Origin of the sequence: Chitinophaga chungangae (genome assembly GCF_017742215.1) — a bacterium.
Classification (GTDB): Bacteria; Bacteroidota; Bacteroidia; order Chitinophagales; family Chitinophagaceae; genus Chitinophaga; species Chitinophaga chungangae.
Map to the genome: position 1 here is coordinate 1215931 of NZ_JAGHKP010000002.1, position 23007 is coordinate 1238937.

Below are 23007 nucleotides of genomic sequence, written 5' to 3' on the forward strand. Positions count from 1 at the left end.
CAAAAAGGATGGCGGCAGTACCGCCACCCTTTTTGTTGTTTTTAGACCTGGCTATAGGCATTTTATTTAAATCCCAGCCGCCGGCTCATCTCATGACTGAGCGCCGGCAGTTTTCTCCGTTCGATCAGGAAGCTGGTCAGCTTTGCGATGTCTGCAAATATGAAATGTTTGTCCAGCGCGCCTTTCAGGTAATCTTTCCCCGTGCTTCCCCCCGTTCCGATGCGGGTGCCGATCATCCTGTGCACCATGCTCATGTGCCGGTAACGCCAGGTGCTCATCTGTTCGTCTATTTCCAGCAAACTGTTCAGTACCTGGAAAGGCAGCTGCAGCAAGGGATAGCCGCGATAGAGCATGATGAACAGCGCTGCGCGGCTGGCTTTGGGTGAAAGATGCCTTTCGCCGCCGGCGTTTTCGTCGGAGAACACGGTGTTGAAATATTCCCGGTTGTTTTTTTCCGCTTCCGCAAGGCCGCCGCTGTATAGCTGGCGGTAATCCTGCCAGAAAATATGCTCCGCGCCGGGCGTTACTTCGGTAACGGGCTGATATTTCGTCCAGTTGCCGGGCTCGTCGAAGAAAGGCATTCTTTCCAGCCATTCGTTCAGCAGGGTGAGAATGCTTTTTTCGTTTTCCGCTTTGCGGATGATGTCGATTTTGTCCTGTTTGAGCTGCGAAATGTAATACTCCTGCCCGAAACGGTGCTGGTATTGCAGTCCCAGCCTGGCTTCCAGCGCTTTGAACTGCCAGCTCTGGAATCCGGACGCGGGGCGCAGCATATCGCGGAAATCGAGGAAGTCCATGGGCGTCATCGTTTCCATTACGTCGATCTGGTGCACCAGCAGCTTGAGGATCGTGACCATGCGGGAAAGCCGGTGCACGACGGTTTGCAGTTCCGGCGAATTGTCGTTCACCGCGGGCTGGTTCATAATGCCGGCCACCGAATCCACTTCGTACAGCAGTTGTTTGAACCAAAGCTCGTAAGCCTGGTGGATGATGATAAAAAGCATTTCGTCGTGCGCGGGCAGCTGGTGTTTGTCGCTTTCCGGGAACTGGGCGTTGAGTATGGCGTCGAGTTGCAGGTACTCGCCGTATTGCACATTCGTATTCGTCGTCATGTGAGTTATGGGTAAAGTGATACAATAGGCCCTTTGGGCCGTTCAGAAAATAATAACGGACGGGAATGCGCTCAGGTTGGGCTTTTGATGATATTCTTCCAGATATTCATGTGGGGGGTGAAATTTAGAGGGAAGGGGTTTTGCCGCCGTCTACCGGCAGGTTCACGCCGGTGATGTACGATGCGGCGGGAGAGGCCAGGAAGGCCACGGCCGCGCCGAATTCCGCCGGTTCGCCAAACCGCTGCATGGGTATTTCCAGCCGCCATTCTTCCGCCACATTTTCGACGGGAATGCCGCGCATCTCAGCGTTCGTCTTAAAAATGCTGCGCAGGCGGTCGGTGGTCATGGAGCCGGGCAATACATTGTTGACGGTGATGCCGAAAGGCGCCAGCTCGTTGGCCAGCGTTTTGGCCCAGTTGGCCACCGCGGCGCGGATGGTGTTGGACACGCCGAGGTTGCGGAGCGGCGTTTTAACGGAAGTGGAGATCACCTGGATGATCCTGCCGTAACCATTGGCTTTCATGCCGGGCACCACGGCCTGCGCGAGCACCTGGTTGCATACTACATGCATTTCGAAAGCTTTGAGGAAGGCGGGGCCTTCGGCCGCGAGAATGGGGCCACCGGAAGGGCCGCCTGTATTGTTCACGAGGATGTGCACGATCTGTTCGTTGGCGATGGCGCCGATGGTGGCTTTTACTTTTTCCGGCTGGTTGAAATCGGTGACGAAGTAATTGTGGCGCTGGCCCTGGGAAACGTCGAGCGAGGCCACGGCCGCGGCGAGGCTTTGTTCGTTGCGGGCGAGCAGGATGCAGGAAGCGCCCAGCAGGGCGAGTTCTTTGGCGGAAGCCAGTCCCAGGCCCTGGGAAGCCCCGCATACCACGGCGGTTTTACCTGTCAGCGAAAGATTCATGGCGTAAAAGTAAGGAATCGCGCGCTGTCAGGATGCGGCATAAATATTTTTCACTAATATTGCATGAGCTTGACTGCACTTACAGCCGCTCCGCACCCGGGTATATTTTTTGTTACTTCGCGGATGAAAGGCTGGTAATCAATCACTTTTTTTACGGATCTTTTTAAATTACAGCAATGGAATATAATACCGCCCGCAATCACCTGATCATGCGCGAGTATGGCCGGAATGTACAGCGGATGATCGAATACATCCTTACCATTAAGGACCGCCAGCACCGCCAGCAGCAGGTGATGGCCGTGATCGAGCTGATGGGCACCCTTCAGCCGCATCTGCGCAACGTGGAAGATTTCAGGCATAAACTGTGGGACCACCTGTTCCTCGTGTCTGACTTCAAACTGGACGTGGATTCGCCGTACCCCATCCCCACCCGCGAAACACTGCGTGCAAAGCCGGACAGGCTGCCTTACCCGAAAAAATACCCCCGCAACCGCCACTTCGGCAAGAACCTGGAAATGGTGATCGACAAAGCGGTGAAGGAGGAAAACCCCGAAATGAAGGAAGGTTTTACGCAGGTGATCGGCAACTACATGAAACTGGCTTACAGCAACTGGCATAAAGAGAGCGTGCACGACGACGCGATCAAAGGCGAACTGGCCGCCATTACCGGCGGAAAACTGCATTACCAGCCCGGCGTAAGCAGCGGCCCTTCCGCTCCCGTTACCAATGCCCCCTCGTTCAACAACTTTGCTGGCGATCAGCAGTTCAGGGCCGGCGGCAGCCAGGGCGGCGGCAACCAGAAACGCAAAGCCTACCAGCAGAACAAATTCAAGCAAAATTCCGGCAAAAGCAATAAACACAACAAACACAACAAAAACAGGAACAAGTGAGCAGCGCTTTCGAAGTCAGAGGCGGCAACCGTCTGAAAGGAGAAATTATACCGCAGGGAGCAAAGAACGAAGCATTACAGATCATCAGCGCGGTACTTTTAACACCTGAAAAAGTCACGATCAGCAACATTCCGGACATCCTGGACGTAAACCTGCTGATCGAATTGTTGGGCGATATCGGCGTGAAACTGAACCGTATAAACCGCGCCACCTGCGAGTTCCAGGCAGACGATATCGATTTCGTTTACCTCGAAAGCCCGGAATTTAAAAAGAAATCGGGCCGCCTGCGCGGCTCCGTGATGATGGCCGGCCCCCTGCTGGCCAGGTTCGGCAAAGCCTACATCCCCAAACCCGGCGGCGACAAGATCGGCCGGCGCAGGCTGGACACACACGTGATCGGCTTCGAAAAACTGGGCGCCGCTTTTGTGTACGACAACGACGACAATTACTTCCGCCTCGAGGCCAAAACCGGCCTGAAAGGCACGTATATGCTGCTGGACGAGCCTTCCGTGACCGGCACCGCCAACATCGTGATGGCCGCCGTACTGGCACAGGGCACTACCACTATTTACAACGCCGCCTGCGAGCCTTACCTGCAGCAGCTTTGCAAAATGCTGAACAGCATGGGCGCGAAGATCTCCGGCGTGGGCTCCAACATGCTCAGCATCGAAGGCGTAAGCGGCCTCAAAGGCTGCAGCCACGCCATGCTGCCCGATATGATCGAGATCGGCTCCTTCATCGGCCTCGCCGCCATGACGCAAAGCGAGATCACCATCAAAAACGCCGGCATCCAACACCTGGGCGTGATCCCCGAAAAGTTCCGCCAGCTGGGCATACAAATGGAGATCAAAGGAGATGACATTTACATTCCCGCGCAGGACAGCTACGAAATCCAAACCTTTATCGACGGTTCTATCCTTACCATATACGATAACCCATGGCCGGGCTTCACGCCCGACCTGCTGAGCATCGTGCTGGTGGTGGCCACACAGGCCAAAGGCAGCGTGCTCATCCACCAGAAAATGTTCGAAAGCAGGCTCTTTTTCGTGGACAAGCTCATCGACATGGGCGCCCAAATCATCCTTTGCGACCCGCACCGCGCGGCCGTTATCGGCCTCGGCAGGCAGCACAAGCTGAGGGGCATCACCATGAGCAGTCCCGATATCAGGGCAGGCGTTGCATTGCTGATCGCCGCACTCAGCGCGGAAGGCAAAAGCACGATCCACAACATCGACCAGATAGACCGCGGCTACCAGTACATCGACGAACGCCTGCGGAACCTGGGAGCAGACATCAAGCGCGTGTAAATCATAACATGTCATCACACAAAATAATTATCATTACCGCGCCTTCAGGGGCAGGTAAAACCACCATTGTAAAAAGGCTGCTGCGCGAAATGCCCGAGCTGGCCTTTTCTATTTCCGCCGCCACCCGCACCCCGCGCGAAACGGAAGTGCACGGGCGTGACTATTATTTCCTCAGCGCGGACGAATTCCAGCAGCATATCGACAATAACGATTTTGCGGAATACGAAATGGTATACGCCGGCAAATATTACGGCACGCTGAAAAGCGAACTGGAGCGTATCTGGGAAAAAGGGCAATACCCGATGGTAGACATCGACGTGAAAGGGGCTCTCAGCATCAAGGAAAAGTACCACGGCGCGGCGCTCACCATCTTTATTCAGCCCCCTTCGCTGGACGCGCTGCGGGTGCGCCTGAGCGAGCGCGGTACTGAAACCCAGGCCTCGCTGGACGAAAGGTTGGGCAAAGCGCGGTACGAGCTGTCTTTTGCCCGGGAATTCGACCATATCGTCGTAAACGACGAGCTGGAGAGAGCTTACGGGGAAGTAAAAGCCATTGTGGACAACTTTCTGGCACGACGCGTTTAATTGAACGGTTGGCCGCCCGCACTTTCAGTTAATTTCATATCTTCGTTTGGATGGATATTTATACGATTGTTTTACTGGTCATAGTGATCCTCGTAGCCGGCTTCTTTGCCGGTATGGAAACCGCTTTTGCCAATGTGAACCGGCTGAGTATCGAACTGAAGAAAAAACAGGGCCGCGCCACCGGCAAGATCCTGTCCGGCTTTAACGAGCACCCCGCGCGTTTCCTGGCCACCAGCCTCATCGGCCTCACCATCAGCATCGTGATCTACAGCATGCTGGTAGCAGGCTGGATCGATTCGCTCTGGGCCATGATCATCCCGCAGAACAAATTGCCGGAGATCGTGGTGGTAACGCTGCTGGTGGAAATACTGGTAGCCACGCTGCTGATCCTGTTCTTCGGTTTTTTCATCCCCCGCAGCATTTTCCGCTCCCGCCCCGAAGCCCTGCTGGGTTTCTTCGCATTGCCGATCTCAGTGCTTTCCAAGCCGCTGTACATCCTGGGCAACCTGCTGGAATCCGTTTCCGAATGGATACTCAAATATCTTTTTAACGTGCGCATCGTGGAGAATAAAAGTTCCTTCGCACGGGTAGACGTAGAATATTTCACCCGCCAAAGCCAGCAGCACATGGGCGAAGGCCAGGAGCTGAACACCGAGCTGTTCGAGAACGCGCTCAGCCTCGTACATGTAAAGATCAGGGGCTGCCTCATTCCCCGGAAGGAGATCGAAGCGCTGGACATCAACAGCGGCATTGCCGAAGCCCGGAAAAAATTCATCGATACCAAATTGTCCAAGGTTATCATCTACGAAAATAATATTGACAATATTCTCGGATATGTGCACCAGCTGGACATGTTCAAGAACCCGGACGATATCCGTTCGGTGATCCACCCCATCCTGGCGGTGCCTGAAACGATGAGCGCGATAGACCTGCTCAGCAAGTTCAACAAAGAGCGCAGAAGCATTGCCTGGGTGGTGGACGAGTTTGGCGGCACGGCGGGCATTGTGACGATCGAGGACGTGCTCGAGGAAATTTTCGGGGATATCAAAGACGAGCACGATGTGGAGGAATTTGTGGAGAAACAGATTGCGGAAAAAGAGTACATTTTTTCGGGCAGGCTGGAGTTGGATTACCTCAATGAAAGATATGGTTTCGATTTCCCGGAAGACGAAAGCGAAACTTTATCCGGTTACATCATTTCCCATTACGAAACGATCCCAAGGCTGAAAGAACGCATCATCATCGATGATTATGAGTTCGACATTCTCAATGTGACGGATACGCGGATCGAGATGGTGAAAATGAAGATCCTGAACTAAGAGGAATCCGGCGCGAAAATTGTTACATATACTAACAGCGACAAATAACAGCAAGACCCCGGCAGGAATGGAACAGTGACAATAAAAAATGGATTACCGCGTTTACAGCCTGGTAAACAGCATTTTAAGGAAATAGCTATTTAAGAATTATTTTTTTGTGTAATATTATCGGTGCTAAATCGTTTTTGAAGGGAGTAGTAGTAAATTAACACGAATTGAATTAACATAGGTGCTGATAAGTAACACAATAATTTGATTTTTGTTAAAAGGTTGTAAAAAACTTTGTTGCAACATTGATAATACGATATTTCTTTCTATTTTTGTTTTAGAAATTTAAAAAGCTCTTGCAAGGGTTGTGACTTATATCTGATAGCTTGCCATAAAGGAATAAGTTATTGACACAGCAGAAGCGAATAAAGACATTCTCGAATTCAACTTTTTTGGGGTTAACAAACAATGGATGAAAGGCCGGCTCTTGATTCTTCTCGGGCTGGCTCTTTTTTTAAGCATAAATTAAGCGCCCCGATCCCTTCTTCTTTCTTTTCCCTTTGTTTTTATTCTTAACTTGTCCCGTTTTTTAGACTAGACTATTCACCGGGCACACGTTATATTTGTGCTCCTGATCCAAAGCGCACATGTTAAAGAAGTTATTTTCGAATAATGAGGACAAGGCAGAGATGTCGTTTTTTGACCACCTGGAAGAGCTCCGGTGGCACCTGGTGCGCTCTGCCGCGGCCATTGTGATATTGAGTATTTTCGGTTTCGTATTTACAGACTGGATTCTCACCAACGTGATTTTCGGCCCTACGCAGCCTTCCTTCCCGACTTATCAATGGCTGTGCTCCGCCAGTCATGCCCTGGGGCTGGGAGACAAAATGTGTATCGTGCCGCCGGAGATAAAATTCCAGAACACCAAGCTGGCCGGGCAGATCACGCTGCAATTCAAACTCGCGTTCATTCTCGGCATTATTTGCGCGTTCCCTTACATTTGCTGGGAATTCTGGCGTTTCGTGAAACCCGCGCTGAAAGAGAACGAAGCCCAAGGCTCCAAGGGCGTGATCTTTTGGGTAAGCCTGCAGTTCCTGATGGGCGTGGCTTTCAGCTATTTCCTGATCGCGCCTTTTATGATCAACTTCCTCGCCAGCTATACCGTATCAGACGTGATCAAGAACGACTTCTTCATCGACGATTATTTCGCGCTGATGACGCAGATCATTCTCGGGATGGGCGCGTTGTTCGAAATGCCCATTCTCGTGTATTTCCTGACCAAGCTCGGCCTGCTGACGCCCGACTTCATGCGCACCTACCGCCGTCACGCCGTGGTGGTGATACTGATCCTCGCGGCGGTGATCACCCCGCCCGACGTATTAGACCAATTGCTGGTTTTCGTACCTTTATACCTGCTGTATGAAGTGAGCATCGCCATTTCCGCCAGAACGTACAAGAAAATGGAGAAAGCCGAAGCGGAAGAATGGAGCTGATAACAGCAAACATAAACCCGGAAAAAAAAGCAGCTTTATGGAACAACTGATATTTAATCTCGAATTGCCCGTTGCGATCGGTTCAGACCACGCGGGGTTTGAATATAAGGAGGAAGTGATTTCTTACCTCGAAGGAAAAGGCGTACAGGTAAAGGATTTCGGCACTCATTCGCTCGATTCCGTGGATTACCCCGATTTTGCGCACCCGGTAGCCAGTGCGGTGGAAGCAGGTTCTCATGCTTTCGGCATCCTTATCTGCGGCAGCGCCAACGGCGTAGCCATCACCGCCAACAAACACCAGGGCATCCGCGCCGCCATCTGCTGGGGCGACGAGCTGGCCCGCCTGGCCCGCAGCCATAACAATGCCAACGTGCTCTGCATTCCCGCAAGGTTCGTAGACCATGCCACGGCGAAGGAAATGGTGGACATTTTCGTGGAAACTCCCTTCGAAGGCGGCCGCCACGAAAACAGGGTGAAAAAGATCGCCTGCGCATAAACGAAAATATTTTTGCTGGAAAGGCTGCCCGGAACAGAACGCCGGGACAGCCTTTTTTGATACCCGCCGCTTTTGATGAGTGGTAGCGCGTACAACAACCGTAAACCTTAACTTAGAGAACAAACTGAACCCAATGAGAAAGCTCCCGCTACTGGCTTCAATGCTGGCCGTCGGAACCGTAGCCTGCGCACAGGCGCCGAAGAAGCCCGCCAAACCCGTGGCTTCCAGCCCATATGCGAACGGCATCACCGCGGCCGACCTCAAAAAACATCTTTACATTATCGCCAGCGACGACATGGAAGGCCGTGAAACCGGCACGCCCGGCCAATATAAAGCCGCGAAATATATCGCCGACCAGTTTAAACGCGTGGGCCTGCAGCCCGGCGCCAACGGGCAATGGGAACAGCCTTTCAGTCTTTACCAGGACACGCTTACCCGCAGCACCATTACCGCCAACGGCAAAACCTACGAGTTCGGCAACGGCTTTTATTCCGCCCTCCGCGAAACCGTGAACCAGGAGCTGGGGCAAACGCCCGTGGTATTCGCCGGCTATGGCATTACGCATGAGCAGTACGACAGCTATAAAGACCTTGACCTGAACGATAAGATCGTTGTTGTGGCAGACGGCGAGCCCTTGAACGCAGATGGCAAACCGCTGATTACGCGCGAGGCGAACGCGCCTCAGGCCGCACAGCTGAAAGACAAGCTGCGCGCAGCTGCGAACAAGGGCGCAAGGGCCGTGTTCCTCGTATCCGACCGGGTGCCCGCCATGGGCCGCGCGGGCGACAGGCTGCGCCGCACCGGGCTGTATTTCCCGGCCATGACCACCATGGAATTTATTCCCAACGCATATTTCATTTCCCCCGAGCTCGCTTCTGCCGTGCTGGGCAAGCCCTGGGAAGAAGTTGTCGCCCATCTTAAAGGCGGCAAGCAGGACACTGTTACGGGCCAGGTGGCGTCGCTGGTGTTTGAAAAAGGGAAAAACGAGATCAAATCCAGCAACGTACTGGGCATTCTTCCCGGAACGGACAAAAAAGACGAATACCTTTTCATCACCGCGCACTACGACCACATCGGCGTGATCAACGGCAAAGTGCATAACGGCGCGGACGACGACGGTTCAGGCACCGTATCCGTGATCGCCATGGCGGAAGCCTTCATGAAAGCCAAAAAAGCCGGCAAAGGCCCGCGCCGCAGCATCGTGTTCATGACCGTTGCGGGCGAGGAAAAAGGCCTGCTCGGCTCGCGTTATTATACAGACAATCCCATCTACCCGCTCAGCGAAACCGTAGCCGACCTCAACATCGATATGATCGGCCGCATCGACGCCGATCACCAGAAAGACAGCAACTACGTGTACATTATCGGCGACGACAAGCTCAGCTCGGACATGCGGCCCATCAGCGAAAAGGCCAACGAACAAACCCGCCTGAAGCTGGATTACCGCTACAACGACCCGAACGATCCGAACCGTTTTTATTACCGCTCGGACCATTACATGTTCGCGCAGCATAAGATTCCCATCATCTTCTACTTCAACGGCGTGCACCCGGATTATCACGGCGAAGGCGACGAGCCGCACAAGATCAGTTACGGCCTGCTGGCGAAACGCGCCCGGCTGGTGTTTCACACCGCATGGAGCATCGCCAACCGCGACGACCGCCCAAAGGTGGACCGGAACGAAAAATAAGATCTTTGGAAAAGGGAGACGATCGTCTCCCTTTTTTTATGGCCGTTGACGGAAAAGGAGTTATCCACCGGATTTCGCAGTCCGCCGCTCAAATCGTACTTTTACAGCCTGCAAAAAATCCATTGATGAAGGCAAACTATTTAGACGATCTGAACGAGCGGCAGCGGGAAGCTGTCATCACCCTGCAAGGACCATTGATGATCATTGCGGGCGCTGGTTCGGGTAAAACCAAGGTACTGACGACCAGGATCGCCCATCTCATGCGTAACGGGGTGGACGCTTTTAACATATTGGCACTCACCTTTACCAATAAAGCGGCGAAGGAAATGAAAGAGAGGGTGGAAAAGATACTCGGCGGCCATGAAGCCCGCAATCTATACATCGGCACTTTCCACTCCGTATTTGCCCGCCTGCTGCGCAGTGATGCGCCCAAGCTGGGTTATCCCAGCGATTTCACGATCTACGATTCCGACGATGCGAAAAGCGTGGTAAAAACCATCGTGAACGAGTTGAACCTGGACGACAAACATTACAAGCCCAACCTGGTATACAACCGTATTTCCGCCGCGAAAAACAGCCTGATGAGCCCGGAAGCATACCAGCAGGATTATTACATCCAGCAGGAAGACCAGCGCGCCAGCCGCCCGCTTACCGGCAAGATCTACGACATGTACGCCAAACGCTGTTTCAAGAACGGCGCCATGGATTTCGACGACCTGCTGTACAAAATGTACGTGCTGCTGAAAAGTTTCCCGGACGTGCTCGCCAAATACCAGCACAAGTTCAAATACATCATGATCGACGAGTACCAGGATACCAACCCGGCGCAGTACGAGATCGTGAAGCTGCTGGGCGCGGTGCATGAGAACATTTGCGTGGTCGGCGACGATGCGCAGAGCATCTATTCCTTCCGCGGCGCCACCATTCAGAACATCCTGCAATTCGAAAAGGATTACGACGACGTGAAAGTGGTGAAGCTGGAGCAAAACTACCGCTCCACCAAAAGCATCCTGAACGTGGCCAACGAAGTGATCGCGAAAAACAAAGGGCAGATCGAAAAGAACCTTTGGACAGACAATGCCGAAGGCGAAAAGATCAAACTGATCCGCACCAATACCGACAACGAGGAAGGCAAAACGGTGGCGGACACCATCGCGGAACAAAAGCTGCGCAATCACTACGCCAACCGCGACTTCTGCATTCTTTACCGTACCAACGCGCAGAGCCGCGCTTTCGAGGAAAGCCTGCGCAGGCTGGCCATTCCGTACAGGATCTTCGGCGGCCTTTCGTTCTATCAGCGAAAAGAGATCAAAGACTTCATCGCTTACCTGCGCGTGATCATGAACTCCCGCGACGAGGAAGCCATCAAACGCATCATCAACTATCCCGTGCGCGGCATCGGGAAAACCACGATAGAAAAGGTTTCCATCTATGCCAACGATCAGAACATCACATTCTGGGAAGTGCTGGAACGTGCGAAGGAATTTGGTTTCAAAGCCGGCACGCTCGACGCGCTCGACGGTTTTGTGACCATGATCAAGAGCTTCCGCATCATGCTCGACAAACACAACGCGTACGAAATAGCCCTGCAGGTAGGCAAAAGCACCAATATCGTAAAGGAGCTTTTTAACGATAAGACCACGGAAGGGCTGGCGCGTTACGAGAACATCCAGGAGTTGCTGAACTCCATCAAGGAGTTTACCGAAACGCCGAACGAAGACGGCGAGCTGGAAGACAACAAATCCCTCGGCATCTATCTCCAGCAGATCACCCTGCTCACCGATGCGGACAATACCAACGACGAGAACAGCGACGTGGTGAAACTGATGACCATTCACGCGGCGAAAGGCCTCGAGTTCCCGGTGGTGTTCACCGTAGGCATGGAAGAAAGTCTTTTCCCGAGCGGCATGTCCATCAACTCGCGCGAGGAACTGGAAGAAGAAAGACGTTTGTTCTACGTAGCCGTTACCCGCGCCAAATCGCGCCTGTTCCTCACTTACGCCAACAGCCGCTACCGTTTCGGGCAGCTGCAGCAGAACGAGCCGAGCCGTTTCCTGGAAGAAGTGCCCGAACAGTTCCTCGACCGCAGCTATGCGGGCGGCGGATTGCGCAACAGCGGCAGTTTGGGCGGCGGCGCTTCTTGGGGCAATATGTTCGACAAACGGAAAACGGCCGCGCCGCCGCAAGGCCCGCAGCCCGCGAGAACCGCGCCCAGGCCAACGTCTTCCGCGGTGAGCAACCATACGCCTTCACCCAATTTCGCGGCGGACAATCCCCACGAAATGGAGCCGGGCATGGACGTGGAGCACCAGAAATTCGGCTTCGGCAAGATCCTGAGCATGGAAGGCGCGCCCAACAACCGCATTGCCACGGTGATGTTCCCGAAAGGCGGCGGAGAAAAGAAGATCATGCTGAACTACGCCAAACTGATGATCGTACGGCAGCAATAACCATAACATTTTACGGGGGCTGACCGAAGTAACATTTGGCCAGCCCCTCTTATTTTGAGGCCATGAGCAGCAGCGATATATTGAAACTCCGCCACTACTGCGCCTACCAGGAGCGGTGCCATATGGAAGTGCGGGAAAAGTGCCGGGAGCTGAAACTTTATGGCGAAGAAGCGGAAGAGGCCATCGCGCATCTCGTGACCGAGGGTTTCCTGAACGAGGAACGGTATGCCAAAGCCTTTGCGGGCGGCAAGTTCAGGATGCAGCAATGGGGCCGGAAAAAGATCCGGCAGGCGCTGAAACAAAAACAGATCTCCGATTACTGCATCCGCAAAGGGCTGGCGGAGATAGACCCTGCCGCGTACGAACAGGCGCTGCTGAGCCTGGCCGAACGGAAATACCAATCCCTGCGCGGCGAACAATACCTCAAACGCCAGTACAAAACCCTGCAATACCTGCTGCAAAAAGGCTTCGAACAGGAGCTTGTACGGGAGGCGATTGAACAAATCGCAAAAAAAGAGGATTAACGGGGGAATAATTTAAAACTTTCTAAGCCCGCGCGCCGTAAATTTGAGGTCGTTTTGCAGTAATCCGAATTTTTATGTCTGATTTAACGGTTTCGCTCATACAGGCGAATTTGCATTGGGAAGATAAAGCGGCCAACCTGGCCATGTTCGATCAAAAGATCGATTCCATCAAGGAAAGAACGGAAGTGATCATTTTGCCTGAGATGTTCAGCACTGGCTTCAGCATGCAAAGCGAGCGCCTCGCCGAAACCATGGACGGCTCCGCCGTGCAGTGGATGAAAACAAAATCCCGCGAAAAGAACGTCATCATCACCGGCAGCCTCATTATCGAAGAGAACGGGCAGTATTTCAACCGCCTCCTCTGGATGCTTCCCAACGGGCAGTTTGGCATCTACGACAAACGCCACCGTTTCGGGTTTGCCGGCGAAGAGGATCATTATTCCGCCGGGGACAAACGCCTCATCGCCCAGGTGAAAGGCTGGAAAATAAACCTCTCCATCTGCTACGACCTGCGTTTCCCCGTGTGGAACCGCAATACCATACAGGAAAACGGCGAGCCGGCCTACGACGTGCTCATCAACGTGGCCAACTGGCCCGAGCGCCGCAGCACGCCCTGGAAAGCATTGCTGCAGGCCCGGGCGATCGAAAACCAATGTTACATGATCGGCGTGAACCGCGTGGGCAACGACGGCAACGACATCTATCACAGCGGCGACAGCAGCCTGATAGACCCCGTGGGCGAGATCATTTACCGCAAGGAGCACGACGAAGACGTGTTCACCTACACTCTTTCCCGCCAGCATTTGTCCGAGCTTCGTGCGCGCTTCCCCTTTATGAAGGATGCGGACAAGTTCATGATCCTGTAATTTGCGGGGGAACTTGCCTAACTTCGCGGACTATGATCCGTTTTTTTACCAAAGATCAATACAAGAACCTGGTATGGGCCGTGTGGGTCCTGCTGGCGTTGTTCCAGGCCGGGTTCACCCAGCTGATGGACGATGAAGCGTACTATTGGGTATACTCCCGCCATCTCGACTGGGGTTATTTCGACCATCCGCCCATGATCGCGCTGCTGATCAAGGCCGGGTACGCGCTGTTTCACAACGAGCTGGGCGTAAGGCTCGGAATGGTGGCGCTCAACCTGGGCACGCTGGTGCTGACGGACAAACTTATCCCGCAGAAAGACAACCGGGTGTTTTACCTCTTGCTTGCCGGTATGGGCGTTATGCAGCTGGGCGGCATGCTGGCCGTGCCCGATCTGCCGCTGATCTTTTTCGCCACCCTGTATTTTTACATCTACCGCGGGTTCCTGGAATCGCAGAGCTGGAAGAACACTTTGCTGCTGGGGCTTAGCATGGCGCTGATGTTTTACAGCAAATACCACGGCGTATTGCTGGTGTTCTTTACCGTGCTCAGCAATCTTTCACTGCTCAGGCTCTACCGCTTCTGGATAGCGGTATTCATTACCACGGCGCTGTTTTTCCCGCACCTGTACTGGCAATACAGCCACGACTTCCCTTCCCTGCAATACCATCTCGTTGAGCGCAATTCCAACCGTTATCATTACAGTCATACCCTCGATTACATCCTCGGGCAGGTGCTGCTGTTCGGCCCGCTGGTGGGCTGGCTGATCCTGTACTACGCATTTCGTACGCCCATTGCCGGTACTTTCGAGCGCGCGCTGAAGTTCAGCCTGGTGGGCGTGCTGGTGTTTTTCCTGTTCAGCACCTTTAAAGGCCGCGTGGAAGCCAACTGGACCGTGATGATCTTTACGCCGATGATGATACTGGCGCACCAGGGCATTGTAAGGCATGGTTATTCCGCGAAAATATTTCAATATACCTGGTGGCTCTCCATTCTGATCGTTTGTATTACACGCGTGTACATGGTGTGGGACTTCCTGCCCGGTGTGCGCATCCGCCCCGAGATCCATCACAACCGGGAATGGACGGCCGCGATCGCTGAAAAGGCGGGCGGCAGGCCGGTGGTGTTCATGAACAGTTACCAGCGCCCTTCCAAATACATGTTTTATACGGGGAATGAAGCGTACAGCCTCAATACGATCCCCTCGCGCCGCAGTCAGTACAATTTCTGGCATACGGAAGAAGACTTATGGGGGAAAGAAGTGCTTATCAGCGCGCCTGACAAATATTATTTCGGGCCGTACGAAGGCGTGGACAGTTTGAACACTTCGCAGGGGAGATTTTTTAATCGTGTTGAAAAGGAATATTATTCCTATTCGCTCATCCAGTTCGTGCCTGCCGGAAAATCTTTCACCATCAATAACGATAAATCCATTACGGTGCGATTTGCGGTGAAGAACGGGTACAATGTGCCGGTGAAATTCCCGTCATCAAAATCTCCTGAAATCGGATATACTATCTGGAATAAGGATGATCTGAAAGAAGAAAAGTACCAGCAAAGCCTTAGCGAAGTATTAACGCAGGATAGCGTAGACATTGTGATCTATTCGCCCGGCGCCACCTGGGGCGAGTTTAAGGTGAAGGCCGGTATTACCGCTCCTCCTTATCCATCGGCTTTGATGACGCACAACAGCCCGGTGATGAAACTGGATATTAAAATGTGAGCAATGAAGCGCTAAATAAAAAGAGGATGCATTATCGTAATGCATCCTCTTTTTTTATGTTGAAGATTTTTATTTGAACGCATTCCACCCTTGCGCGGTGATCTGGTGTTTGTTACCGCCTTTGGTGATGATGTGGGCGCCCAGTTCCGGCTCGGTGATGTAGCCGATCACGGCGATCTCTTCGTTCAGCGTGATCTTGTCGTAATCTTCCTGTTTCATGGTGAACAGCAGTTCGTAATCTTCCCCGCCGCTTAACGCGCAGGCGGTAGGGTCGAGGCCGAATTGCATGGCCATGCTGCGGCTCTGGTCGTGGATGGGAATTTTTTCTTCGTAGAGCACGCAGCCTACGTTGCTTTGTTTGCAGATGTGCAGGATCTCGGAGCTGAGGCCGTCGCTCACGTCCATCATGGATGTAGGGCGGATCTCTTTTTCGGCGAGGAATGCGATGATGTCCTGCCGGGCTTCCGGTTTCAGCTGGCGGCCGATGATGTAGGTCTGATTTTCGAGATCGGGCTGTACCTGCGGGTTTTCAAGGAAGATCTGTTTTTCCCTTTCCAGCAGGGTGAGGCCGAGGTAAGCCGCGCCGAGGTCGCCGGAAACGCAGAGCAGGTCGCCTTTTTGGGCGCCGGAACGTTTTACGAACTGGTCGGGCGTTATTTCGCCGATGGCGGTTACGCTGATCACGAAACCTTTTTTGCTGGAGGAAGTGTCTCCCCCGATGAGGTCTACGTTATACCGTTCGCAGGCCGCATACACGCCTTCGTAAAATTCGTTGAGCGCTTCGAGCGAAAAACGGTTGGAAAACGCGATGCTGATGGTGATATGCGTAGGCACGGCGTTCATGGCGTAGATGTCGGACAGGTTCACGACCACCGATTTGTACCCGAGATGTTTGAGCGGGGTATACATCAGGTCGAAGTGAATGCCTTCCACGAGCATGTCTGTCGTGATTACGCCCTGTTTGCCGAACTGGTCGATCACGGCGGCATCGTCGCCCACGCCGAGAATGGTGCCGGCGTTGCGGATCTCTATATTGCGGGTGAGATAGTCGATCAGGCCGAATTCACCGAGGTTTTCTATTTCTGTTCTCTCTTCCATGTATGATTAAATACTGTTGATCTCTTTCAGCAGGTCGTTATGGATAAAGCCGTTGGTGGCTACGATCTGTTTCTGGTAAGGGGAATAGGCTTTGCCGGAAAAATCCGTCACTTTTCCGCCTGCTTCCTGTACGATGAGGTAACCGGCGGCGGAATCCCAGGCGTTGAGGTGCCCTTCCCAGAACCCGTCGAAACGGCCGGCCGCCACCCAGCAAAGGTCGAGGGCGGCGGAGCCGAGGCGGCGTACCGGCAGGCCCTGTAAAATAAACCTTTCCAGCACGGCCAGCGGTTTCATGGCCGATTGTTCGTACTGGTAGGCAAAACCCGTTACCAGGCAGGCGTTTGCAAAGCTGGTTTTGGAGGAAACGCTGATCCGCTGGTCGTTCAACGTTGCGCCAAAGCCTTTCTGGGCAAAGAACAGTTCGTTCATCAGCGGGTTGTACACGGCCCCGAGGATCATTTCACCGTCCTGCTCCACCCCAATGCTCACGCAGCAGATGGGGATGCCGTGGGCGAAATTCACCGTACCGTCGATAGGGTCGATGATCCATTTCACGGAAGAACCGGTGGAAATGGAGCCGATCTCCTCGCTGAGGATCTGGTGGTCCGGGTAATCGGCCTGAATGGCTTGAATAATAGCGGCTTCCGCTTTTTTATCCGCTTCCGTCACCAGGTCGTTCACCGTACTTTTATGGGAAATTGTGAAAGTACCGTTAAAATATTCCTGTAAAACTTTTGCACCGGCTTGCGTAGCTTTGAGTAACGTTGATTTTAACATGGCGCAAAGGTACGAAGTGTGCGCAACTTCCCCTGATTTACGCACGAATTAAGTATTTTTGCTTTTTATAACTAGAATCGCAATTAATGGCCATTATAGGTAATCTGATATCCAGATCACTTCGCATTCGGAAACAGTTCACGTTCAAGCTGGGAACGCCCCGCCAGTACCAGTTACAGGTGCTGCGCAGGCTGATGGAAAAAGCCAAGCACACGCAGTTTGGCGAGCATTACGGGTATGAGCAGATCCTGAACTCCCCCAACTGGGTTTCCCAGTTCCGGCAGAAAGTACCTGTGCATAACTACAACAAAATGCACAAAGAGTGGTGGCACAAATGCCTGGAAGGCATCCCCAACGTGAGCTGGCCTGAAAAGATCAAATATTTCGCCCTCAGTTCCGGTACCTCGGAATCCGCGAGCAAACACATCCCCGTAACGAGGGACATGCTCAGGAATGTGAAAAAGGTCGGGGTGAAACAGCTATATTCCATGGCGAACTTCAACGTTCCGCCCAAATCCTTCACCAAAGGCATCCTGATGCTCGGCGGTACCACCTCGCTTTTCGAAAAAGGCGATTATTACGAGGGGGACATGAGCGGCATCCAGGCCAAAAACATTCCTAAATGGTTCCGCCGTTTTTACAAGCCAGGCGGCAACATTTCCAGAAAGCCCAATTGGGAGCAGCGCATCAAACTGATCGTTCGCAAAGCCCCGCAGTGGGACGTAGGCACCGTTTGCGGCGTGCCCGCCTGGGTGCAGATCGTGCTGGAAGAGATCATCAAATACCACAACGTTAAAAATATCCATGAAATATGGCCCAACCTGGCCATTTATATTCATGGCGGCGTAAGTTTCGAGCCTTACCGCGGTAGTTTCCAGAAGCTGCTGGGCAAACCCATCACCTTTATCGAAACCTATATGGCTTCCGAAGGCTCTTTCGGGTTCCAGGCGAGGCCGGGCGTAAAAGGCATCAAGCTGGTGCTGAACGCGGGCATCTTCTACGAGTTCATCCCCTTCAACGAGGAAAATTTCGATGCGGACGGCGAAGTGAAGCCCAATCCGAAATCGTACATGATCCACGAAGTGGTGGAAGACCAGGAATACGCCGTAATGCTGAGCACCTGCGCCGGCGCATGGCGCTACCTGATCGGCGACGTGGTGAAATTCACCTCCGTGAAAGAACATGAGATCACCATCGTGGGCCGCACCAAGCAGTTCCTCAGCCTGGCGGGCGAGCACATGAGCATCGATAACATGAACAAGGCGATAGACAATGTGCAGAAAAAACTGGGCATTACCATCCGCGAGTTCACCGTGGCGGGCTTTGGGTACGAAAACCTGTTCGCCCACCGCTGGTATATCGGTACGGACGCGCCGAACGTAGACGCGGCAAGGGTCCGCGAGATCATCGACCAGACCCTCAGCGATGTGAACGACGACTATGCCGTTGAACGCACCTCCGCTTTGAAAGAAATATTTGTAGAAATACTGCCTAACCAGGTTTTCCTCGATTACCTGCGTTGCAAAGGCAAAGAAGGAGCCATGAATAAGTTCCCCCGTGTGCTGAAAGGCGAGAAGCTGAAAGACTGGGAGCAATTTCTTACCACCAAAGCAGGCGTGAAAGCCTAACCACGAATTGAATACATGACTGCAGCTGTTATCGCGGGATTATTGCTGGGAATGTTCTTGTCTGTATCCGTCGGGCCGGTGATCTTTGCTATTATCAAATATAGCATCAGCAACGGTTTCAGGGCGGGTATCAGTTTTGCCATGGGCGTATCCGCCAGCGATATCATGTTCGTGCTGCTGGGCAACCTCGCTACTTCCTTCATCAGCAACCTCAGCGCGCATACCCATATTATCGGTATCGTGGGCGGCATATTGCTGATCGTGATGGGCGTGTACGGGCTGCTGTTCAAACAGGTGAAGATCGTAACGGGAGACGAGCGCCCGGAAATGTTCAGCACCCGCGATTACGCCAAGATCTGGCTGGGCGGTTTTCTGATGAACACCCTCAACCCCGGCGTGATCGTTTTCTGGCTGGGCGTTTGTGTGGCCAACGCGCCCACTTCCGTGTCCCACCGCGTGATCATGTACAGCATCTGCCTGGTATTCGTACTGTCTGCGGACATTCTGAAGGTGTTCGTTTCAGACAAGATCCGCCACAAGCTCACCCTCACCAACGTGATCTGGCTGAACCGCATCGCCGGCGTATGCATGATCGTTTTCGGCCTCGCATTGCTGTACCAGGTCTGGTTCGGCGGCGGGGAATTTTCACATTAGTCTATTAACCAGGACCATATATTGAATTGCAGGAAAGAGAAGGCAGCAGGTCTTCTCTTTTTAAGAAAAGGCCGCCCCGGGAGGAACGGCCTTTGAATGTATAATGTATGCCCGGAGGACTTAACGGATCGTCCAGGTTTCGTTGCCGGCGAGCAGTTTGTCCAGATTGCCGGGGCCGCGTTTTGCGGTGGCTTCCTGGAGCTGTGCCGCCATAATGTCGTCGTAAGTAGGACGGAAGATCTGGTAAAACACGCCGAAGGGCCTGGGAAGGTGGCCTTCGATGCGCGCATCGTCGAACATGCGGGTGAGCAGCTGGGCTTTCCCGAAATCCTGTTCGTCGTGCACCCAAAGGTCCGAAGCGCTGTATTCGCCGGTGGTAAGGTCTACTGCAACGGGTTTCAGCCCGTCAAGGCGGATGCCTTTGTTTTTCTGCGCGCCAAACACCAGCGGCTGGCCCTGCTCAACGAAGATCGTTTCGTCTGCCTTGCTGGATTTTTCGGTGAACACTTCAAAAGCGCCGTCGTTGAAGATGTTGCAGTTCTGGTAGATCTCCAGGAAAGACGCGCCTTTGTGCGCATGGCTGCGTTTCAGCATTTCCTGCAAATGTTTGGGATCGCGGTCCATCGAACGGGCGATGAACGTAGCATCCGCGCCCAGGGCCAGCGCCATGGGATTGAACGGGTGGTCGATGCTGCCGAAAGGCGTGCTCTTCGTAACCTTGTTCTGCTCGGAGGTCGGGGAGTATTGGCCTTTGGTAAGACCATAGATCTGGTTGTTGAACAGCATTACGTTCACATCGAAATTACGGCGCAGCAGGTGAATGGTGTGGTTACCGCCGATAGACAGCCCGTCCCCGTCGCCGGTCACGATCCAGACGCTCAGCTCGGGCCGGGTGGCCTTCAGGCCGGAAGCGATGGCCGTGGCGCGCCCGTGGATCGAGTGCATGCCGTAAGTGTTCATGTAATATGGGAAACGTGACGAACAGCCGATACCGGAAACGATCACTATATTTTCGCGCGGGATACCCAGTCCCGGCATGATGGTCTGAACCTGTTTTAATATGGAATAATCCCCGCAACCCGGGCACCAGCGTACTTCCTGGTCCGTTGCAAAGTCCTTGGCCGTTAAGGGCTGCGGAGGGATAATGGTAGTTGACATTTTTGTATATATCGGTTTGGTGTAAAGTTACGAATTAACAAGCTACGGCCGGTACCCGTGATATCCTTTCACAACAACTGGCTCATAATCACTTGTTCCTGAATGTGTAACGCTAAAGATACAAAATATACCCGTGTTACAGCGGAAGCAAAGATAGTCATTAATCTACTAAGATGGTAGGATAATCCGCAGGGAAAAAATACCCAGTTCTAAGTATTGCAGGGCTGCGCCGGATGTTCCATTTTTGTGATATGTTCGCTAACCCAGGTTATCCACCCCCGGTCGCGACATTAGACAAGAGAAAAAATACAAGCATACCGTATAATTCCTGCGCCGGAGCGGCCGGAAAATTAAAAGATGCATACCTGATTTGGGATTGGGCGAACCCTTTTATCGAGACAAAAAGCTGGTTTTCCATTCCATAAAGTTTCGTTCTGGATATGGAAATACCGTGAACAATATTAGATCGCGGTCTTCACATGGCTCCCTCTGCGGGAGCCATTTCTTTTTATTGCTGTTCTTCCGCGCCCGCATACCCCGCCGCCACGAAATCTTTAATGCCCAGCACGATCTTCCCCGCCATCTGCTGCCGGAAATCCGCGTCCAGCACTTTCATTTCGTCTTCAGGATTGCTCAGGAACAGCGTTTCCACCAGCACGTTGGGGTATTCGGTAGGACTGTTCAGCGCAAAATTGAAACTGCCCACGTTACCGAACTCTTTCAGGCCCAGCTCCAGCATGTGTTTGTAAATGTACTGGCTCAGCGGCCTGAAACCGATGTGTTTGTAATAGGTGCTCGTGCCCTGGATGCGAACGGGGTCGGAGGAAGAATTGAGGTGGATGCTTACGAGCAGATCGGGGTCTTTGTCGCGGTAAGACACTACGCGGTAGTTGTTGTCCACATACGAATCGTTCACGCGCGTCATCAGCACCCTTGCGCCTTCGGCCTGCAATGCGCGCTGAAGGGCGACGGCCACCGCCAGCGCCATTTCTTTTTCATACACGCCGGTAGGTCCTTGCGCGCCGAGGTTGCGGCCGCCATGCCCCGCATCTACCGCGATGGTCAGGTTGCCGAGCCCGGGCTGCGAAGGCGGCCGTTTTACTTTGAGGGTAAGCGTATTGTTATTGTAATAAACCTGGTGGCCCCAGTGCTGCTTGTGTTTCAGCTCCACGATCACCCGCAGGATGTCGTCTTCCACCTGTTCGTAATAAGCGTTTTTGATCTCCTGCGTGTTTTCCAGCTGCGTGATCCAGTTGGTATTGGCGGTGGCGCCGTAAATGTCGAGCACGATGCGGGAAGGATCGGTTTGCTGCGTGGTGCGATAGGGCAGTTTTTGGGTGAGCGCAACGGTCACGTAATCGAACTGCTCGTCTCCCCAAACGCGCCAGCTGTTGCTGAGCGACGAGGGCGGGAAAGTGCCGGGAGCCTGCATCACCACTTGTTCCTGCGGGATGTAGGCGGTGAAGTTTTTTGAGAGTTTTACGCGGTAGTCTGATCCTACTTTGCCGTTGATGTTGAGATAGACGCCCGTGTCGAGTGAACCTACGCGCGCGCCGCCAAGGCGGTCTTCGCCGAGACCGTATTTAAGAAAAGGATTGTCTCCGGTGGTTTTACCGACCATCGGCTGCACCTGGGGATCGCGGAGCATAAAGGTATAGGCGGTGTTGCGGCGCACTTCCGTGCCTTCCGCCTCGAGCGTTACGGGAAGGCTGCGGCCGGTGATCATCGGGTCGTCGCATTGCACGGTGTAAGTGCCCTGGTAAATGCCCGGCATCGTTTGAGCGCCGCTTACCGGCAGTTCCATCAGTTTGAATTGCCCGCCCACGGTAACGGTGCCGCCGGGGATGGCTTTTACGCGGAAACGGATAAGATCGCCGGGCGCCAGCAGCAAATTACCTTCTGGAAAGGTTTGAACGTATGCGATATTCACGGAGCTAACGGGCACGGGCTCCTGCGGTTCGTTGAAAGTAAAGTATACGGTGCGTTGGGCGGAATCGCCGTCGGGGCCGAGCGATTTGACGACGAACTCGTTGGCGCCTTCCTCCAGCGCCAGTTCGATGGCGAAAGCGCCGGTGGGATAAACTTTCTGCGGTTCGTCGTTTACGAATACCTGGCACGATTTGCAGGTGCTGCCTACGAGAAACTGCCGGGCGGTAGTAACTGAATTTTGCTGCCGGCCCGGTTGCGTGAGCCGCAGAAAATTTTTTTCCTGAGCGTGAGACTGTAATACAAACAATGCTGCGAGCAGCAGGCTTCCTCCTAACCTTTTTTTCATGACTCTCGGTATTTATAAAACAAAGGGAACAAGGATTGTGCCTTGTTCCCCGCAAAGATATTTATAA

19 protein-coding genes are annotated in these 23007 nt (G+C 53.3%); 13 read left to right on the plus strand and 6 right to left on the minus strand.

Annotation, left to right across the window (positions count from 1 at the left end):
• Positions 1-62: 62 nt before the first annotated feature.
• Together J7I43_RS13245 and J7I43_RS13250 are read right to left on the minus strand one after the other, a co-directional pair.
• Positions 63-1112, minus strand: a complete 1050-nt coding sequence (locus tag J7I43_RS13245; protein WP_209146158.1) for a tryptophan 2,3-dioxygenase family protein — start codon at positions 1110-1112, stop codon at positions 63-65.
• Between the two features lie 124 nt (positions 1113-1236).
• Positions 1237-2022 carry an SDR family oxidoreductase gene (locus J7I43_RS13250; protein WP_209146159.1) on the minus strand — a complete coding sequence of 262 codons (786 nt, stop codon included), beginning with the start codon at positions 2020-2022 and terminating at the stop codon, positions 1237-1239.
• A gap of 176 nt (positions 2023-2198) precedes the next feature.
• On the opposite strand from J7I43_RS13250, the gene J7I43_RS13255 reads away from it, so the two are divergent.
• The 11 genes from J7I43_RS13255 to J7I43_RS13305 all read left to right on the plus strand — a co-directional run bounded on the left by J7I43_RS13255 (position 2199) and on the right by J7I43_RS13305 (position 15350).
• On the plus strand, positions 2199-2912 hold the full coding sequence (locus J7I43_RS13255) for a DUF4290 domain-containing protein (RefSeq protein WP_209146160.1): 714 nt from the start codon (positions 2199-2201) through the stop codon (positions 2910-2912).
• Entirely contained in the window at positions 2909-4219 is a 1311-nt protein-coding gene (murA, locus tag J7I43_RS13260) for a UDP-N-acetylglucosamine 1-carboxyvinyltransferase (RefSeq protein ID WP_209146161.1), read from the plus strand. The genes J7I43_RS13255 and murA overlap by 4 nt, the downstream gene beginning before the upstream one ends.
• A gap of 8 nt (positions 4220-4227) precedes the next feature.
• The gene (gene gmk, locus J7I43_RS13265) at positions 4228-4803 is read left to right on the plus strand and encodes a guanylate kinase (protein WP_209146162.1); all 576 of its coding nucleotides are present in this window, start codon (positions 4228-4230) and stop codon (positions 4801-4803) included.
• A 50-nt stretch (positions 4804-4853) separates the two neighbouring features.
• Entirely contained in the window at positions 4854-6122 is a 1269-nt protein-coding gene (locus tag J7I43_RS13270) for a hemolysin family protein (protein WP_209146163.1), read from the plus strand.
• Positions 6123-6757: 635 nt separating this feature from the next.
• Positions 6758-7603 carry a twin-arginine translocase subunit TatC gene (tatC, locus tag J7I43_RS13275; RefSeq protein WP_209146164.1) on the plus strand — a complete coding sequence of 282 codons (846 nt, stop codon included), beginning with the start codon at positions 6758-6760 and terminating at the stop codon, positions 7601-7603.
• 37 nt (positions 7604-7640) lie between these two features.
• A complete protein-coding gene (gene rpiB / locus J7I43_RS13280; RefSeq protein WP_209146165.1) occupies positions 7641-8099 on the plus strand; it encodes a ribose 5-phosphate isomerase B in 459 nt (152 codons plus the stop codon).
• A 133-nt stretch (positions 8100-8232) separates the two neighbouring features.
• Positions 8233-9789 carry a M28 family peptidase gene (locus tag J7I43_RS13285; protein WP_209146166.1) on the plus strand — a complete coding sequence of 519 codons (1557 nt, stop codon included), beginning with the start codon at positions 8233-8235 and terminating at the stop codon, positions 9787-9789.
• A gap of 125 nt (positions 9790-9914) precedes the next feature.
• On the plus strand, positions 9915-12239 hold the full coding sequence (locus J7I43_RS13290) for an ATP-dependent helicase (protein WP_209146167.1): 2325 nt from the start codon (positions 9915-9917) through the stop codon (positions 12237-12239).
• Between the two features lie 62 nt (positions 12240-12301).
• Positions 12302-12763: a regulatory protein RecX gene (locus J7I43_RS13295; RefSeq protein ID WP_209146168.1), complete on the plus strand. Its 462-nt coding sequence runs from the start codon at positions 12302-12304 to the stop codon at positions 12761-12763.
• Positions 12764-12837: 74 nt separating this feature from the next.
• The gene (locus J7I43_RS13300) at positions 12838-13629 is read left to right on the plus strand and encodes an amidohydrolase (RefSeq protein ID WP_209146169.1); all 792 of its coding nucleotides are present in this window, start codon (positions 12838-12840) and stop codon (positions 13627-13629) included.
• 32 nt (positions 13630-13661) lie between these two features.
• The gene (locus J7I43_RS13305) at positions 13662-15350 is read left to right on the plus strand and encodes an ArnT family glycosyltransferase (RefSeq protein ID WP_209146170.1); all 1689 of its coding nucleotides are present in this window, start codon (positions 13662-13664) and stop codon (positions 15348-15350) included.
• A 69-nt stretch (positions 15351-15419) separates the two neighbouring features.
• Here the strand turns inward: J7I43_RS13305 and thiL are convergent, their stop codons facing one another.
• Entirely contained in the window at positions 15420-16448 is a 1029-nt protein-coding gene (gene thiL, locus J7I43_RS13310; protein ID WP_209146171.1) for a thiamine-phosphate kinase, read from the minus strand.
• A 6-nt stretch (positions 16449-16454) separates the two neighbouring features.
• Complete coding sequence (locus tag J7I43_RS13315; protein ID WP_209146172.1) at positions 16455-17225, minus strand: inositol monophosphatase family protein; 771 nt, start codon at positions 17223-17225, stop codon at positions 16455-16457.
• Between the two features lie 86 nt (positions 17226-17311).
• On the opposite strand from J7I43_RS13315, the gene J7I43_RS13320 reads away from it, so the two are divergent.
• The gene (locus J7I43_RS13320; RefSeq protein ID WP_209146173.1) at positions 17312-18853 is read left to right on the plus strand and encodes a GH3 family domain-containing protein; all 1542 of its coding nucleotides are present in this window, start codon (positions 17312-17314) and stop codon (positions 18851-18853) included.
• Positions 18854-18868: 15 nt separating this feature from the next.
• The gene (locus tag J7I43_RS13325; protein WP_209146174.1) at positions 18869-19507 is read left to right on the plus strand and encodes a LysE family translocator; all 639 of its coding nucleotides are present in this window, start codon (positions 18869-18871) and stop codon (positions 19505-19507) included.
• Between the two features lie 120 nt (positions 19508-19627).
• Here the strand turns inward: J7I43_RS13325 and J7I43_RS13330 are convergent, their stop codons facing one another.
• Together J7I43_RS13330 and J7I43_RS13335 are read right to left on the minus strand one after the other, a co-directional pair.
• Positions 19628-20665 (minus strand): 2-oxoacid:ferredoxin oxidoreductase subunit beta, encoded by a 1038-nt coding sequence (locus J7I43_RS13330; protein WP_209146175.1) that lies wholly within the window; start codon positions 20663-20665, stop codon positions 19628-19630.
• A 508-nt stretch (positions 20666-21173) separates the two neighbouring features.
• Positions 21174-22940, minus strand: coding sequence for an N-acetylmuramoyl-L-alanine amidase (locus J7I43_RS13335; protein WP_209146176.1), 1767 nt, complete (start codon positions 22938-22940; stop codon positions 21174-21176).
• Positions 22941-23007 lie beyond the last annotated feature (67 nt).